Annotated in this window: 13 protein-coding genes; 3 read left to right on the top strand and 10 right to left on the bottom strand. The window is 69.0% G+C overall.

Annotation, left to right across the window (positions count from 1 at the left end):
- Positions 1-78: 78 nt before the first annotated feature.
- From AC6R2M_RS02310 to mtgA, 4 genes are all read right to left on the bottom strand, one after another.
- Positions 79-1,155 (bottom strand): MBL fold metallo-hydrolase, encoded by a 1,077-nt coding sequence (locus AC6R2M_RS02310; protein WP_500485109.1) that lies wholly within the window; start codon positions 1,153-1,155, stop codon positions 79-81.
- Positions 1,152-2,225 carry an ABC transporter ATP-binding protein gene (locus tag AC6R2M_RS02305; protein WP_500485108.1) on the bottom strand — a complete coding sequence of 358 codons (1,074 nt, stop codon included), beginning with the start codon at positions 2,223-2,225 and terminating at the stop codon, positions 1,152-1,154. Before AC6R2M_RS02305 ends, AC6R2M_RS02310 begins: the two co-directional genes overlap by 4 nt.
- 272 nt (positions 2,226-2,497) lie before the next feature.
- Entirely contained in the window at positions 2,498-2,683 is a 186-nt protein-coding gene (gene rpmF, locus AC6R2M_RS02300; protein ID WP_500485106.1) for a 50S ribosomal protein L32, read from the bottom strand.
- Positions 2,684-2,864: 181 nt separating this feature from the next.
- Positions 2,865-3,545 carry a monofunctional biosynthetic peptidoglycan transglycosylase gene (gene mtgA / locus AC6R2M_RS02295; RefSeq protein WP_500485104.1) on the bottom strand — a complete coding sequence of 227 codons (681 nt, stop codon included), beginning with the start codon at positions 3,543-3,545 and terminating at the stop codon, positions 2,865-2,867.
- 144 nt (positions 3,546-3,689) lie between these two features.
- On the opposite strand from mtgA, the gene AC6R2M_RS02290 reads away from it, so the two are divergent.
- Positions 3,690-4,592 carry a polyprenyl synthetase family protein gene (locus AC6R2M_RS02290; protein ID WP_500485102.1) on the top strand — a complete coding sequence of 301 codons (903 nt, stop codon included), beginning with the start codon at positions 3,690-3,692 and terminating at the stop codon, positions 4,590-4,592.
- A 4-nt stretch (positions 4,593-4,596) separates the two neighbouring features.
- Here the strand turns inward: AC6R2M_RS02290 and mqo are convergent, their stop codons facing one another.
- The 3 genes from mqo to ispG all read right to left on the bottom strand — a co-directional run bounded on the left by mqo (position 4,597) and on the right by ispG (position 8,823).
- Positions 4,597-6,390 carry a malate dehydrogenase (quinone) gene (gene mqo / locus AC6R2M_RS02285; protein ID WP_500485100.1) on the bottom strand — a complete coding sequence of 598 codons (1,794 nt, stop codon included), beginning with the start codon at positions 6,388-6,390 and terminating at the stop codon, positions 4,597-4,599.
- An 84-nt stretch (positions 6,391-6,474) separates the two neighbouring features.
- On the bottom strand, positions 6,475-7,398 hold the full coding sequence (locus AC6R2M_RS02280; protein ID WP_500485098.1) for a lytic transglycosylase domain-containing protein: 924 nt from the start codon (positions 7,396-7,398) through the stop codon (positions 6,475-6,477).
- A 156-nt stretch (positions 7,399-7,554) separates the two neighbouring features.
- The gene (gene ispG / locus AC6R2M_RS02275; RefSeq protein WP_500485096.1) at positions 7,555-8,823 is read right to left on the bottom strand and encodes a flavodoxin-dependent (E)-4-hydroxy-3-methylbut-2-enyl-diphosphate synthase; all 1,269 of its coding nucleotides are present in this window, start codon (positions 8,821-8,823) and stop codon (positions 7,555-7,557) included.
- 160 nt (positions 8,824-8,983) lie between these two features.
- Between ispG and AC6R2M_RS02270 the strand changes: the two genes are divergently transcribed.
- Positions 8,984-9,142, top strand: a complete 159-nt coding sequence (locus AC6R2M_RS02270; RefSeq protein ID WP_500485094.1) for a DUF3309 family protein — start codon at positions 8,984-8,986, stop codon at positions 9,140-9,142.
- A gap of 80 nt (positions 9,143-9,222) precedes the next feature.
- Positions 9,223-9,381 carry a DUF3309 family protein gene (locus AC6R2M_RS02265; RefSeq protein WP_500485092.1) on the top strand — a complete coding sequence of 53 codons (159 nt, stop codon included), beginning with the start codon at positions 9,223-9,225 and terminating at the stop codon, positions 9,379-9,381.
- A gap of 58 nt (positions 9,382-9,439) precedes the next feature.
- Here the strand turns inward: AC6R2M_RS02265 and AC6R2M_RS02260 are convergent, their stop codons facing one another.
- The 3 genes from AC6R2M_RS02260 to AC6R2M_RS02250 all read right to left on the bottom strand — a co-directional run bounded on the left by AC6R2M_RS02260 (position 9,440) and on the right by AC6R2M_RS02250 (position 14,353).
- On the bottom strand, positions 9,440-10,303 hold the full coding sequence (locus AC6R2M_RS02260; protein ID WP_500485090.1) for a formate/nitrite transporter family protein: 864 nt from the start codon (positions 10,301-10,303) through the stop codon (positions 9,440-9,442).
- Between the two features lie 82 nt (positions 10,304-10,385).
- Positions 10,386-13,844, bottom strand: a complete 3,459-nt coding sequence (gene pyc, locus AC6R2M_RS02255; RefSeq protein ID WP_500485088.1) for a pyruvate carboxylase — start codon at positions 13,842-13,844, stop codon at positions 10,386-10,388.
- A 116-nt stretch (positions 13,845-13,960) separates the two neighbouring features.
- On the bottom strand, positions 13,961-14,353 hold the full coding sequence (locus AC6R2M_RS02250; RefSeq protein ID WP_500485086.1) for a VOC family protein: 393 nt from the start codon (positions 14,351-14,353) through the stop codon (positions 13,961-13,963).
- Between the last annotated feature and the right edge of the window lie 115 nt (positions 14,354-14,468).

Below are 14,468 nucleotides of genomic sequence, written 5' to 3'. Positions count from 1 at the left end.
TTGGCAAGATGGTCGGTCCCCTATGGGGGTTCTGCGACAGGTCGATGACGGACGGAAGGGGCGATCGTGTCGTGTCCGTTACCAGACCATCCGCGGGCCGGGGGCGAAACGCCGGTCGGGAATCGCGGCCTCGATCTCCCCACGCCCTGTCGCCTTGACGAAGGCGGGCATGGCGATCGCCGGGTTCACCCGGCCGAGGATCGCGCGGATCTCGGACAGGCGCGGATGCACGTTCCAGCGCCGGAACGAGGCCTTCCTCGATGCGACCAGCGCATGAGCGGGCTCGCCTTCCGCCAGATGGCCGGTGAAGACGATCCGCGCCGAGCCGTCCGACGAAAAGCGTGCCGCGAGCGCTGCGGCGACACCCCCTTCCGCATTCGGATTGGCGGCGATCATGACGCCGCCCGGATCGCTGTCCGCCTCCAGGCGGCGCGCGCCCTTCAGGGCCGCGGCAAGCTCGGCGGAATGGACTGCGCCGAGCGAAGCCTGCGCCAGAAGACGTTCGGCGACCCCGAAATGGGCCGGACACAGGGCGATCTGCGCCCCGAGGCGATGGAAGTGGATCGCCATCTCCAGCCCGCGACCGGCAGCGGGCGCCGGAAGGAGGAGCGGCCCCTGACGGGAAAGGTCGCCGAGCGCCTTCGCCGCCCCGTCGAGCGGTTCGTCATAGGCGGCATAGGAGGCGTCGAAGAGCAGCGCGGCGGCGGGCGGCGGCCCGGCATACGGGTAGAGCGTGCTCTCGGCCGAGCAGTCTCCGGTGTAAAGGAGGCCATCCGACCCACCGATCCGCATCCAAACGGCGCCCGGCGCATGCCCGCATGGACCGGTCTCGACGCTCAGGCCGGCGATCTGCGTCCGGCCGGCTTCGGGCAGCAAGCGGACCTCCGGCCCGAGCCCGGCGAGATCGCGCGTCAGCGCCGTCGCATGCACCGGCGGATGCCCGACCTGCCCCTTGAGATCCAGCGCGCCGACATGGTCGTGATGGGCGTGGCTGACCAGCACGGCGTCGACCGGGCCGACCCCGGAGAGGTCCGGCCGACGCCCATGGTCCGGCCCCTCGCCGAGATCGAGAAGAAGCCGAGACGACCCCATTTCGAGGAGGAAACAGGCCGGCCCCTTGGCATCGAAGCCCGAGAGCGCCGTCAGCCGTCTCACGTCCGGGCCCCGAGCACCCAGCCGCCCGTCGGCACGAGCCGCAGGCGCTCCCCCTTGCGGAGCGGGACCGGACTGCGCACCGTCAGCCGCGCACCGTCCGGCTCGTCCTCGAGAACGACGGAGACAAGGTGGTCGCCGTTCTCGAAGCGGGCATCCTCGACGCGCGAGGACAGCGAGGGCCCGCTCGCGTCGTCGGTGACGATCCTCAGGTCTCGCGCGCGAAGGCAGAGCAGCCCCGGCCCGGCCGGCGCGTCGCCCGGCAGATCGAAGACCTGCCGCTGCAGATGCACACGGCACAGCCCCTCGCCGGCCCGCTCGCTGGAGACGTTGACCTTCACCGTTCGTCCGCCCGCGATGAAGCGCGCGACCATCGGCGAGGCCGGCCGGTGGAACAGGGTCTCGACGTCCGCGACCTGCTGGAGGCGGCCCTTGTCCATGACGGCGACGATGTCGGCGAGCGCCATCGCCTCGGCCTGATCGTGGGTGACGAAGACGAAGGTCGTGCGCGCCTCGCGGTGAATGCGGCGGAACTCGGCCTGCATCTGCTCGCGCAGATGCGCGTCGAGATTGGCGAGCGGTTCGTCGAGCAGGATCACCGGCGCGCGGGCGGCGAGCGAGCGGGCGAGCGCCACGCGCTGGCGCTGGCCGCCGGAGAGCTCGTGCGGCCGGCGGCGGGCGTGCTGCGACAGGCCGACGAGGTCGAGCGCGTCCGAGATCCGGGTCTGCCGCTCGGGCCGGGACAGGCCCTTGGCCTTCAGGCCGAACTCGATATTGGCGGCGACGTCCATGTGCGGCCAGAGCGCGTAGGACTGGAAGACCATGCCGAGGCCGCGATCCTCCGGCTCGACGAAGAGGCCGTCCGCCGCGACCGCCCGGCCGCCAATGCGGATGGCGCCCCCGTCGGGCCGCTCCAACCCGGCGATGAGGCGCAGCGCCGTCGTCTTGCCGCAGCCCGAGGGACCAAGAAGGGCGAGAAAGCTCCCCGAAGGAACGGACAGGCTGAGCGAATCGACCGCAGGAGCACCGCCGCCGAAGCGGCGCGTGACCTCTTCGAGCAGGATTTCGGCCATCGGCAGGACATCTCCCTCGCGCGGCGGACCGGGCGGTCTCGGCACGCCTCGTTCGAAGCCGGTTCGCCTCCAGCATCGACCCGAAGATCGGAATCGATCTTCGGAAAGCCTGATGCGCGGAATCAGACAGATCGAGCGACCGTTGTGCGTCCGACGGACGCAGGGCGCTCTATCGCGCCATTGTCACGGTTTCACGACAGAGAGAAGCGTCGCCCCAAACGAAAAGGGCGCCCTCGCGAGGCGCCCTTCGTCGATCGCCGTGCGAGGCACGATCAGTCCTTGTCCTTGACGGTCAGGACCTGCTTGCCGCGATACATGCCCGTCTTCAGGTCGATGTGGTGCGGGCGGCGCAGCTCGCCGGAATTCTTGTCCTCGATGTAGGTCGGCGCGGTCAGCGCGTCGGCCGAGCGGCGCATGCCGCGCTTCGAGGGGGACGTCTTTCTTTTGGGAACTGCCATGTCCTGCTCCGTCTCGATTGGGTCCTCGGCATGTCTCGAGCCGGACCGTCCGTCTTCTCACGTCGATGCCGCCGGGCCATAGACGTTGAGAGATCGTGGTTCCGCACGATCGCCGGTCAGACCAGAGCGACAGGAATTCGGGCCGCTCCATAACACCGCTCGCGCGCGATTGCAAAGCCCGTCAGGAGGGCAGGCACCGCACATAGGCGCCCGCGCCCCGCGCGCGGGCCTGAATGCGGTCCGCGATGCGCGACAGGCTGGCGGAGGGGTTCGCCGGATCGCGCTGGAGCGGGGCGGGAAGGCTCGCCGCCAGAAGCGCGGCCTGGCGCGCCGTCAGGTCCTTCGCCGGACGGTTGAAGTAGAATCGGGACGCCGATTCCACGCCGTAGATCCCCTCGCCCCATTCGGCGACGTTCAGATAGATCTCCATCATCCGCCCTTTGGACCAGACAGCGTCCGCGTACAGCGCGAGCGGCAGCTCCAGCCCCTTGCGGACGAAGGAGCGCCCGCCCCAGAGAAAGACGTTCTTCACGGTCTGCATGGGGATGGTGGACGCGCCGCGCCCGGCCGAGCCCTCCTCCAGCGCGCGATCGACCACGGCGCGCAGCTCCGTCCAGTCGACGCCGTCATGGGCGCAGAACTGCCCGTCCTCCGACATCACCACCGAATGCATCATGACCGGCGCGATCGCGTCGAGCGGCACCCATTGGCGGTCGTAGGGCTGGAAGGTGAAATGGTCGGCCAGCATCAGGGTCGAGATCGGCCGGACCGAGGAGGAGGAATAGACCGGCACGAGGACGAGCGGAATCGCGACGAGGACGACCCCGAGGATCAGGACCCAGCGGATGAGGCGCCTTGCCATGCGAGCTTCCGACCCCTCTTCGCGCCGTTTCCCGGCCTCCCTTCGTGCCCAGCGTCATAGAGGCGCGGTCGGCGCGGCGCAAACGGGCCTTGTCCGCGCGAGCCCGCACGTCCAAGGAGAGGCCGCAATGGCGGAGGCGGCAGCATGGAACCGACGATCTTCGAGGCGAGGCTGAACGAGGAGGCGCAGACGACCGAAGGGCGGCTCGCCGCCGTTCTGGACCCGGCGCACCCGCTCGTCGCGGGCACGCCCGAGAGACTGCTCGCCGCCATGCGGCACGGCGCGCTGGGCGGCGGCAAGCGGCTGCGCCCCTTCCTCGTCGTGGAGAGCGCCCGCCTCTTCGCCGGGCCGCAGGACGGCGCGCGCGCCGTGGGCGCGGCACTGGAACTGGTCCACTGCTATTCGCTCGTTCACGACGACCTTCCGGCCATGGACGACGACGATCTGCGGCGAGGCCGGCCAACGGTCCACAGGGCCTTCGACGAGGCGACCGCGATCCTGGCCGGCGACGCGCTGCTGACGCTGGCCTCCGGCGTGATCGCCGGCGCCGAGGACGTCTCGGCGCAGGCGCGCCTGACTCTCGTCGCGGCGCTCGCGCGCGAGGCCGGCCCCGCCGGCATGGTCGGCGGGCAGGCGCTGGACCTTGCGGCGGAGGCGGAAGTCCTGTCGCAGGACGCAATCGCCCGGATGCAGGCGATGAAGACCGGCGCGCTCCTCACCTTCGCCTGCGAGGCCGGAGCCGTCCTGTCGAACGCGGGACACGAGGATCGCGCGCGGCTGCGGCGCTTCGGCGAGGTGGTCGGCCTCGCCTTCCAGCTGGCGGACGACCTTCTGGACGAAACGAGCGACGCGGCGACGCTCGGAAAGGCCGCGGGCAAGGATCAGGCACGCGGCAAGAAGACCCTGCCGGCCCTTCGCGGCCTCGACTGGACGCGGGCGCGCCTCGCCGAACTCGTCGCCGAGGCCGAGGCCGAGCTCGAACCCTACGGGGAGCGCGCCGACACGCTGAAGGCCGCCGCCCGGTTCGTGGCCGGGCGGGACCGGTAGGGCGTCAGCCGGCGGGCTGCGGCTGAACGGGCTGCGGCTGGACCGGGACGGCGCCCGGAGGCGTCGCCGGCACGCCCGAATCGCCGACCGGCGGGGCGGGCTCGAGCTCGGGCGCGTCAGTCGGCTCGGACTCCGGCGCCGGCTCGGCGGGCTGTTCCAGACCGAGATCCGGCGGCGGTGCCAGCGCCAGCATCCGGCTCGTATAGGCCCAGCTCTCGGCCAGACGCTGCGGCTCGCCGTTGAGCTGGATGCCGTAGCTCGGCACGAGCTCGCGGATGCGCTCCTGCCATTCGGGCGACGAGAAACGCTCCGGGAATATCTCCTCCAGCGCGTCGATCATGATCGAGGGCGCGGTCGAGCCGCCCGGGGAAGCGCCGAGAAGAGCCGCGATGGTCCGGTCGTCGGCGACGACCATCTCGGTGCCGAACTCAAGATCGCCCCGGCCCGATTCGTCGCGGTTGATGATCTGCACGCGCTGGCCGGCCTGGAGGAAGGTCCAGTCTTCGGCGACGGCCTGCGGATAGTAGGCGCGCAGGGCCTCGACGCGGTCGTCCTGGTTCATCATGACCTGGCCGACGAGGTACTGGACGAGGCCGAACTCGTCCAGGCCCACATGCACCATCGGGCCGATGTTCGTCGTCGTCACCGAGGCGAGAAGGTCGAGGCGCGAGCCTTCCATGAGGAAGTTGGTGGAGAAGGTGGCGAAGGGGCCGAACATCAGCACCCGCTCGCCGTCGATCACGCGCGTGTCGAGATGGGGAACCGACATGGGCGGCGCGCCCGATTCCGCGCGGCCATAGGCTTTCGCGGTGTAGACTTCGGCGGTCTGCGGATTGCGGTTGATGATCCACGAACCGCCCACCGGGAAACCGCCGTAGGAGGCCGCTTCCTCGATGCCGCTCTCCTGAAGGAGCAGGATCGCCGCGCCGCCGCCGCCGATGAAGACGAAGCGGGCGTTGACGGCCTGCGGATCGGAGCCGTCCGACAGATTGCGGTAGGTCACCTTCCAGGTGCCGTCCTCGTTCTTCTCCAGCCCTTCCACCTCGCTGGACAGGGTGAGAGCGAAGCTCTCCTGTTCGGTCAGATGCGTGACGAACTGGCGAGTGATGGCGCCGAAATCGACGTCCGTTCCGAGCGAGGACCAGGTCGCGGCGATCGGCTGCGCGGGATCGCGCCCCTCGATCAGAAGCGGAGCCCACTCGCGGATCTGATCGGGATCGGTCGAGAACTCCATGCCGGCGAAGAGCGGGTGCTCGATCAGCGCCTCGTGGCGGCGGCGCAGGAAATCGACGTTCGTCTCGCCCCAGACGAAGCTCATATGCGGCGTCGTGCGGATGAAGGTCGAGGGCTCGTCGAGAAGCCCCTCGCGAACCATCGATGCCCAGAACTGGCGCGAGATCTGGAAGGACTCGTTGATCCGCAGCGCGCGGGCGACGTCGATGTTCCCGTCCTCGTCCTCCGGCGTGTAGTTCAGCTCGCAGAGCGCCGAATGGCCGGTGCCGGCATTGTGCCACGCGTTGGAGCTCTCGAGCGCGACCGCGTCGAGGCGCTCGAACATCTCGATCGTCCAGCCCGGCTCGAGATGGTTGAGCAGCGCGCCCATCGTGGCGCTCATCGTCCCGCCGCCGATCAGAACGACGTCCACGGTCCGGCTCGCCTCGACGGTCGGTTGTGCGCAGCCCGGAAGCGCCGTCGTCGCGCCGAGGGCCAGACCGCCGCCCAGAAGCTGCCTGCGATTGACCTTCAAAAGCCCGCTGCGCGTCGTGCGCGCTGCCGTCCGATCGACGCCGTGGTTCATTGTACCGTTCCTAGATCATCGCAGCCTCCCAAGGGCCTTCATAGCGGCTGACGGGCGAAGAGCAATGACGCGGAACGGTCAAACTCAGTTGCGCATGGCCACGCAGGCCCCGCCCCGCGCCCGGTAGCGCTCGCAGAAGGCGTTCGCCTCGCCGCGCGTGTCGGCGCCGATGCGGATGGCGGTGATGCGGCGCGGGCCGGACATGGGGCGCACACGCATGACGATCGGATCGACGCCGCCGAGAATGTCGGGATGGTCGTCCTGCAGCCGGCGGTAGATGCGGATCGCGATCGCCTCGTTCACATGGCCGGCGACCTGGACACCCCAGGGCTTCATCGGCGCCGACTCCGCGACGGCGAAGATGGCGCGCGTCTGCATGATGGGCAGGCGCCGGCACGCCTCGGCAAAGGACAGGCTCGCATCCAGCGGGGCGACGTCGGCCTCGCGGGTGGCGTCCTCGCGGAACCAGGCGGCCGGATGCGCCGTGATCGACAGGACGTAGTCCTCGGTCTCGTAGGGGAGGCGCCCGCCGCTCGCCATCCAGCGCTTCACCCGGTTGACCCCGCCATTGTAGGCCGCGGCCGCGAGCCCCCAGGATCCGAGCTCGGCGCGAAGGTCCGCGAGATAGCGCGCCGAATGGTGGATGGCCCGCTCCTTGTCGAAGGGATCGGCCAGCCCGCGTTCGGCGGCCGTGGCCGGCATGAACTGGGCGATGCCCCGCGCCCCGACCGGCGAGATCGCGCCCTCGTCGAAGCGCGACTCCTTCCAGATGAGGCGGGCGAAGAAGTCCGGCGCCATGCCTGTCGCCGCCGCGTTCGTCTCGATCAGATCGCAGATCGCCGCAACGCGCGGATCGACGGGTTCCTCGGCGCGGGCGGGAAGGCACGTCCACAGGAAAGCGAGAGTGATCAGAACGAGGCGCCATTCCTCTCCCGCTCGCGGGAGAGGGTGGATGCGAGCGCGAGCGAGCAGCCGGGTGAGGGCTTCGTGAAACGCCGGCTTGACCATCCGAAAGAACGGCCCTCGTCCGGTCGGGAACGCGATCGAAGTCGTGCCGACGCCACGCCCTTCGAGGCCCTCACCCGGCCCTTCGGGCCACCCTCTCCCGCGAGCGGGAGAGGAATGGCGCCTCCTTCGGTCAGGGAAGCGCCCGACCGCCATCCCCTACTCCGCCGCGTCCTGTTTCCGGCCGAAGCGGCGCTCGATGTAGTCGGACACCATCACCTGGAAGTCGGCGGCGATGTTGGGCCCGCGCAGCGTCGCGACCTTCTGCCCGTCCACATAGACCGGGGCCGAGGGCGTCTCCGCCGTTCCCGGCAGCGAGATGCCGATGTCGGCGTGCTTGGACTCGCCCGGACCGTTCACGATGCAGCCCATGACGGCCACGTTCAGCGCTTCCACGCCCGGATAGCGCTCGCGCCAGACCGGCATGTTGGCGCGGATGTCGTTCTGGATCGTTTCGGCCAGCTCCTGGAAGAGCGTCGAGGTCGTGCGCCCGCAGCCCGGACAGGCGGCGACGATCGGGATGAACTGGCGAAAGCCCATGGTCTGCAGGAGCTCCTGCGCCACCTGCACCTCGCGCGTGCGGTCGCCGCCGGGTTCCGGCGTCAGCGAGACGCGGATCGTGTCGCCGATCCCCTCCTGCAGGAGGATGCCCATCGCCGCCGAGGAGGCGACGACGCCCTTCGTTCCCATGCCGGCTTCCGTGAGGCCGAGATGGATCGCGTGGTCGGTGCGCCGCGACAGGTCGCGATAGACGGCGATGAGATCCTGGACGTTGGAGACCTTGGCCGAGAGGATGATGCGGTCGCGGGGCAGCCCGGTCTCCTCGGCCAGCTCCGCCGAATAGATGGCCGAGCGGATGATCGCCTCGCGCGTCACGGCTCTAGCCGAAAGCGGCGTCGACGACTGGTTGTTCTCGTCCATCAGCCGCGTCAGCAGCTCCTGGTCGAGCGAGCCCCAGTTGACCCCGATCCGCACCGGCTTGCCGTAGCGGATCGCGGTCTCGACGATCTGGACGAACTGCCGATCCTTCTTGTCGCGGAACCCGACATTGCCGGGGTTGATGCGGTACTTGGCGAGCGCCTGCGCACAGGCCGGATGGTCGGCCAGAAGCTTGTGGCCGATATAGTGGAAGTCGCCCACGAGCGGCACGTCGAGCCCGAGGCGCTCCAGACGCTCGCGGATGCGCGGCACGGCGGCGGCCGATTCGTCGCGGTCCACCGTGATGCGCACGATCTCCGATCCCGCGCGATGGAGCGCGGCGACCTGCGCGACCGTCGCGTCGATGTCGGCGGTGTCGGTGTTCGTCATCGACTGGACGACGACGGGCGCCCCGCCCCCGACGGTCACGCCGCCGACATCGACGCCGACGGTGCGGCGGCGCGGCAGCGGGTCGGCGATCACCGGTTCGAGGGGAGTGGTCAGGGTCATGGAAAGGGTTCGCCCGGATATCGACGGTTCAGCTTGAGGTGAAACCTCGGCGCTGCAATGTCAAACCATCATGGTGTCGCGTCGCAAGAATGACGAAGCCGGTTGATCGGGGACCGGCGCGACCGGTATGGCGCGACGGTCCTTCACGGGAGACATGCGAATGACCATCGGCGCCGCGCTTTCGATCGCTCTCATCGCCATCCTCGTCGGCGTCCTGCCCGTCTGGCCCTGGTCGCGCGGCTGGGACTACCGGCCAGCGATCGCGACAGCGGTCGCGCTCACCTTCGTCGTGATCCTGTGGGTGATGCTCTTCATCTGACGAGGAGGGAACCGGACGGGCGCATCAACGGTTTGTGAGGCTGGGACAAGAAAAAGCCTCATTTGGCCGGAGTTCGCCTCATGGATCTCACTCTCATCATCGTCATCGTTCTGGTGCTTCTGCTCGTCGGCGCCTTCCCGACCTGGGGCCATTCGCGCTCCTGGGGATACGGGCCGAGCGGCATTCTCGGCGTGATCCTCCTGATCGTCATCATCCTGCTTCTGACCGGCCGTCTCTGACGGACCGAACCGGTCTTGCGAAGGGACGCCGCTCGAACGAGCGGCCTCCCCTCGTTCGTCAGTCGTCCTTACGCAGATAGGCGTACCAGTAGGCGAGCCCGATCGCGGCCCCGCCGACGATATTGCCGAGGGTCGCGACGATCAGATTGAACAGGAAGGCGAAGAGACCGATCGAGCCGAAGGTCTCCCGCGTCATTCCGATCAAGGCCGCGGACTGCCAGAACTCTGAGCCTGCGAAGGCGTGGATCAGCCCCGCGATGGGCAGTAGCGACATGTTGGCGACGGAATGCTCGAAGCCGAGCACCACGAAGCCCGCCACCGGCCCGATGATCGCCAGAACCTTGCCCGGTATGGTCCGCGCGCCCTGCGCCATCCACACGGCGAGGCAGACGAGCATGTTGGCGAGGATGCCGGAGGTGAAAGTGGCGATCAGCCCCTTGCCCATCTTTTCGTCGCCGACCTGAAGCGCATGGAGCCCGACGGCGCCCTCGCCCGCCAGATGCGCGCCCGCAAGGACGAAGAGAAAGGCGATCAGAAACGAGCCGGCGAGATTGCCCGCCCAGACCAGCGCCCAGAAGCGGACGATCCGGCCGCCCTTGTGGTGGCCCTCGACGCCCGAGATCACGAGCAGCGTGTTGCCGGTGAAGAGTTCGGCGCCCGCGACGATGCACAGGATCAGGCCGACCGAGAAGCCGAGGGCGGCCGCGAGCTGCTGACCCCCGGCATAGCCGGCGCTGCCCGCGCCGGCGGCGATGAAGATGGCGCCGCCGAAGGCGATGAAGATGCCGGCCAGAACGGAGAGGACGAGAACGCCGTCGTCCGACCGCTTGGGCTTCGGCTTCAGGTAGCCGAGCGCGTTCTCCGCGACTTCGGGCGGAGCGGCGTCGTCCACCTCCGCTTCGACCTCGATCTTCTCCGCCATGCCCGTTCCCCCTGCTGATGCAACGGAACGGGAGATGCGGCGGGAGCCCTTCGTGGGAAGGGCGCGCCGCATCCCGATTTCGTCAGGCGGCGAACACCACGAGCAGATCCTTGGCGTCGATCTGGTCCCCGGCCTTGACGTTGACCGCCTGCACCGTGCCGTCGCGTTCCGCGTGGAGCGCAGTCTCCATCTTCATCGCCTCGATGGAGAGGAGCACGTCGCCGGCCTTCACGCTCTGGCCGGCGGAGACGGCGAGCGTGGAGACGACGCCCGGCATCGGCGCGCCGACTTGGGCCGGATTGCCCGGCTCGGCCTTGGCGCGGATCGCCGCGGTGCCCGAGCGCGAGCGGTCCGGAACCTTGATGCGGCGCGGCTGACCGTTCAGCTCGAAGAAGACCGTCCGCATGCCCTTCTCGTCGGTCTCGCTCATGCCGAGGCACCGCACGATCAGCACCTTGCCCCGCTCGATCTCGACGCCGATCTCGTCCTCCTGCGCGATGCCGTAGAAGTAGTTCGGCGTCGGCAGGGCCGAGACCGGGCCGTAGCGCTCGGCGGCGGCCACGAACTCCGTGAAGACCTTCGGATACATGAGATAGGAGGCGAACTCGGTGTCGGTGATCGCCCGTCCGGCCTTCTCCTCGGCGGCCGCGCGTTCGGCGGCAAGGTCGGCTGCCGGGATCAGCGAGCCGGGCCGCACGGTGATCGGCGTCTCCCCCTTCAGCGCCTTCCTCTGCAGTCCTTCCGGCCACCCGCCCTCCGGCTGGCCGAGATCGCCCCGCAGCATCGCGACGACGCTCTCGGGGAAGGCGATGTCGCGCGAGGGGTTCTCCACGTCCGCCACGGACAGGTCCTGCGCCACCATCATCAGCGCCATGTCGCCGACGACCTTGGAGGACGGCGTCACCTTCACGATGTCGCCGAACATGACGTTGGCGTCCGCATAGGTGCGGGCGACCTCGTGCCAGCGCGTCTCCAGGCCCAGCGAGCGTGCCTGCTCTTTCAGGTTGGTGAACTGCCCGCCCGGCATCTCGTGGAGATAGACCTCCGAAGCCGGCCCCTTGAGGTCGCTCTCGAAGGCGGCGTACTGCGCGCGCACCGCCTCCCAGTAGAAGGAGATGTGCCGGATCGCGTCGGCCGAGAGGCCCGGGTCGCGCTCCGTGCCCTTCAGCGCCTCGTTGATGGAGCCGAGACAGGCCTGCGAGGTCGCGCCCGACAGCGCGTCCATCGCCGCGTCCACCGCATCGACCCCCGCCTCCACGGCGGCCAGGATCGTCGCCGCCGAGATGCCGGAGGTATCGTGCGTGTGGAGGTGGATCGGCAGGCCGACCTCCTCCTTCAGCGCCCTGACGAGGACGCGCGCGGCGGCGGGCTTCAGAAGGCCGGCCATGTCCTTGATGCCGAGGATGTGGGCGCCTGCGGCCTCCAGCTCCTTGGCGAGGCGAACATAGTATTTCAGATCGTACTTCGACCGGTCCGGGTCGAAGAGGTCGCCCGTGTAGCAGAGAGCGCCCTCGCAGAGCTTGCCGGACTCGGCCACCGCGTCGATCGAGACGCGCATGTTCTCCACCCAGTTCAGGCAGTCGAAGACGCGGAAGAGATCGACCCCGCCCTTCGCCGCCTCGGCGACGAAGGTCTTGACGACATTGTCGGCGTAGTTGGTGTAGCCGACGCCGTTGGAGCCGCGCAGCAGCATCTGCAGGAGGATGTTGGGCGCCTTGTCGCGCACCAGCGCGAGCCGCTCCCACGGGTCTTCGGTCAGAAAGCGCATGGCGACGTCGAAGGTCGCTCCGCCCCAGCATTCGAGCGAGAGGAGCTGCGGCAGGCCGCGCGCATAGGATTCGGCGATCCCCGCGATGTCGTGGGTGCGCATGCGCGTGGCGAGCAGCGACTGGTGGCCGTCGCGCATGGTCGTGTCGGTCACGAGAACCTGACGCTGCGCCAGCATCCAGTCGGCGAAGCCCTTCGCGCCCAGCGCCTCCAGCCGCTGGCGCGAGCCCTCCGCGATGGCTGCGTCGAAGAGCGGCGCGACGGGCTTTCTCGCATCGGCGGGAGGCTTGGCCCGGCCCTTCGTCTCGGGATGACCGTTGACGGTCACGTCGGCCAGATAGGTCAGGAGCTTCGTCGCGCGGTCGCGGCGCTTCACCTGCGCGAAGAGCTCCGGCGTCGTGTCGATGAAGCGCGTCGTGTAGGAGAGGTCGCGGAACTTCCCGTGCCGGATGATGGCTTCCAGGAAGGTCAGATTGGTCGCGACGCCCCGGATGCGGAACTCGCGCAGCGCCCGGTCCATGCGCGAGCGCGCCTCCTCGGCCGACGGCGCCCAGGCCGTCACCTTCTCCAGAAGCGGATCGTAGAACCGCGTGATGACCGCGCCGGAATAGGCCGTGCCGCCGTCGAGCCGGATGCCGAAGCCGGTCGCCCCGCGATAGGCGGTGATGCGGCCGTAGTCGGGAATGAAGTTGTGCTCGGGGTCCTCGGTGGTGATGCGGCACTGGAGCGCGTGGCCGTTCAGCTTGATGTCGCCCTGCGCCGGCACGCCCGATTCCGGGGTGCCGATGGCATGCCCGTCGAGGATGTGGATCTGCGCCTTGACGATGTCGATGCCGGTCACCTCCTCGGTGACCGTGTGCTCCACCTGGATGCGCGGATTCACCTCGATGAAGTAGAAGGCGCCGGTGTCGGCGTCCTGCAGGAACTCGACCGTTCCGGCGCCGACATAGTTCGTCGCCTGCGCGATCTTCAGCGCGTGGCCGCAGAGCTCGGCGCGCTTCTCGTCGGAGAGGTAGGGCGCGGGCGCGCGCTCCACGACCTTCTGGTTGCGCCGCTGGATGGAGCAGTCGCGCTCGAAGAGGTGGACGGCGTTGCCGTGGGTGTCGCCGAGCACCTGCACCTCGACATGGCGGGCGCGTTCGACGAGTTTCTCCAGATAGACCTCGTCCTTGCCGAAGGCGGCCTTGGCCTCGCGCTTGCCCTCGGTCACCTCGCGGACGAGGTCCTGCTCCTGCCGGATGGCGCGCATGCCGCGCCCGCCCCCGCCCCAGGAGGCCTTGAGCATCACCGGATAGCCGATCTCCGCCGCGAGGCGCTTCACCTCCTCCATGTCGTCCGGCAGGGGATCGGTCGCCGGCACCACCGGCACGCCGAGCTCGATGGCGAGATTGCGCGCGGCGACCTTGTTGCCGAGACGACGCATGGTCTCCGGGCTCGGGCCGATGAAGACGATGCCGTTCTCGGCGCAGGCCTCGGCGAACTCCGGGCTCTCGGACAGGAGGCCGTAGCCCGGATGGATCGCGTCCGCGCCCGAAAGCCGGGCGACCCGCATGATCTCCTCGATCGACAGATAGCTCTCGATCGGGCCCATCTCGCGCCGCAGATGCGGGCCGCGCCCCACCTGCCAGCTTTCGTCCGCCTTGAAGCGGTGCAGCGCGACCTTGTCCTCCTCGGCCCAGATCGCGACCGTCTTCAGACCCAGCTCGTTCGCCGCCCGGAAGACGCGGATCGCGATCTCCGAACGATTGGCGACGAGAATCTTCGATATCGGCATGCCACGCTCCCCCAAACGCGTTCGATCCCGAAACTATAGACACGCCGCTCCTCGTTGCAACGCAACATGGGCGCCGGACCCCGGATCGGAAGGCTATGGCCGCCCGGCCGACGCTCTCAGAGGAAGCGTCCGCCGCGCTGCAGCACCTCGATCTTGTAGCCGTCCGGATCGGTGACGAAGAAGAACCGCGCCGAGAAACCGCTCGGATGCGACAGCGTCTTCAGATCGCCGACGGCAAGGCCTTCGCGCCTCTGGCGCTCGTGCTCCGCCTCGATGTCCTCGACCGAGACGGCGAGATGGCCATAGCCATTGCCGAGATCGTAGCCGCCCCGCCCCTCGTTCACGGTCAGCTCCAGCTCGAAGCCCGTCTCCGGGTTCGAGAGATAGATCAACGTGAAACCGTCGAAGGCGAAACGGTCGGCGACCTCGAGCCCGAAGGCACGATCGTAGAAGTCGATCGAGCGCGCCTCGTCGGCGACGCGGATCATCGAATGGATCATCTTGGCCATCGGGGCCTCCTCTCTCGCGCGCCCGGCTGGCGGACGCCGTGTCGAACCGGGCCGGAACGTAACGCCGGTTTGCTCGCCCTCAAGCCTCGTCCGGGTTGACAGCACGGGGCGTCGG

The sequence above is a fragment of the Aureimonas sp. CAS genome (assembly GCF_059838215.1).
The sequence above is the reverse complement of the archived record's forward strand: the minus strand, read 5'-3'. Positions and strand labels throughout refer to the sequence as shown.

Excerpts from the sequence above, each read along its gene's own strand:
- AC6R2M_RS02305 (WP_500485108.1), bottom strand. The coding sequence starts at position 2,225 with ATGGCCGAAATCCTGCTCGAAGAGGTCACGCGCCGCTTCGGCGGCGGT.
- rpmF (WP_500485106.1), bottom strand. The coding sequence starts at position 2,683 with ATGGCAGTTCCCAAAAGAAAGACGTCCCCCTCGAAGCGCGGCATGCGC.
- mtgA (WP_500485104.1), bottom strand. The coding sequence starts at position 3,545 with ATGGCAAGGCGCCTCATCCGCTGGGTCCTGATCCTCGGGGTCGTCCTC.
- AC6R2M_RS02290 (WP_500485102.1), top strand. The coding sequence starts at position 3,690 with ATGGAACCGACGATCTTCGAGGCGAGGCTGAACGAGGAGGCGCAGACG.
- mqo (WP_500485100.1), bottom strand. The coding sequence starts at position 6,390 with ATGAACCACGGCGTCGATCGGACGGCAGCGCGCACGACGCGCAGCGGG.
- AC6R2M_RS02280 (WP_500485098.1), bottom strand. The coding sequence starts at position 7,398 with ATGGTCAAGCCGGCGTTTCACGAAGCCCTCACCCGGCTGCTCGCTCGC.
- ispG (WP_500485096.1), bottom strand. The coding sequence starts at position 8,823 with ATGACCCTGACCACTCCCCTCGAACCGGTGATCGCCGACCCGCTGCCG.
- AC6R2M_RS02270 (WP_500485094.1), top strand. The coding sequence starts at position 8,984 with ATGACCATCGGCGCCGCGCTTTCGATCGCTCTCATCGCCATCCTCGTC.
- AC6R2M_RS02265 (WP_500485092.1), top strand. The coding sequence starts at position 9,223 with ATGGATCTCACTCTCATCATCGTCATCGTTCTGGTGCTTCTGCTCGTC.
- AC6R2M_RS02260 (WP_500485090.1), bottom strand. The coding sequence starts at position 10,303 with ATGGCGGAGAAGATCGAGGTCGAAGCGGAGGTGGACGACGCCGCTCCG.
- pyc (WP_500485088.1), bottom strand. The coding sequence starts at position 13,844 with ATGCCGATATCGAAGATTCTCGTCGCCAATCGTTCGGAGATCGCGATC.
- AC6R2M_RS02250 (WP_500485086.1), bottom strand. The coding sequence starts at position 14,353 with ATGGCCAAGATGATCCATTCGATGATCCGCGTCGCCGACGAGGCGCGC.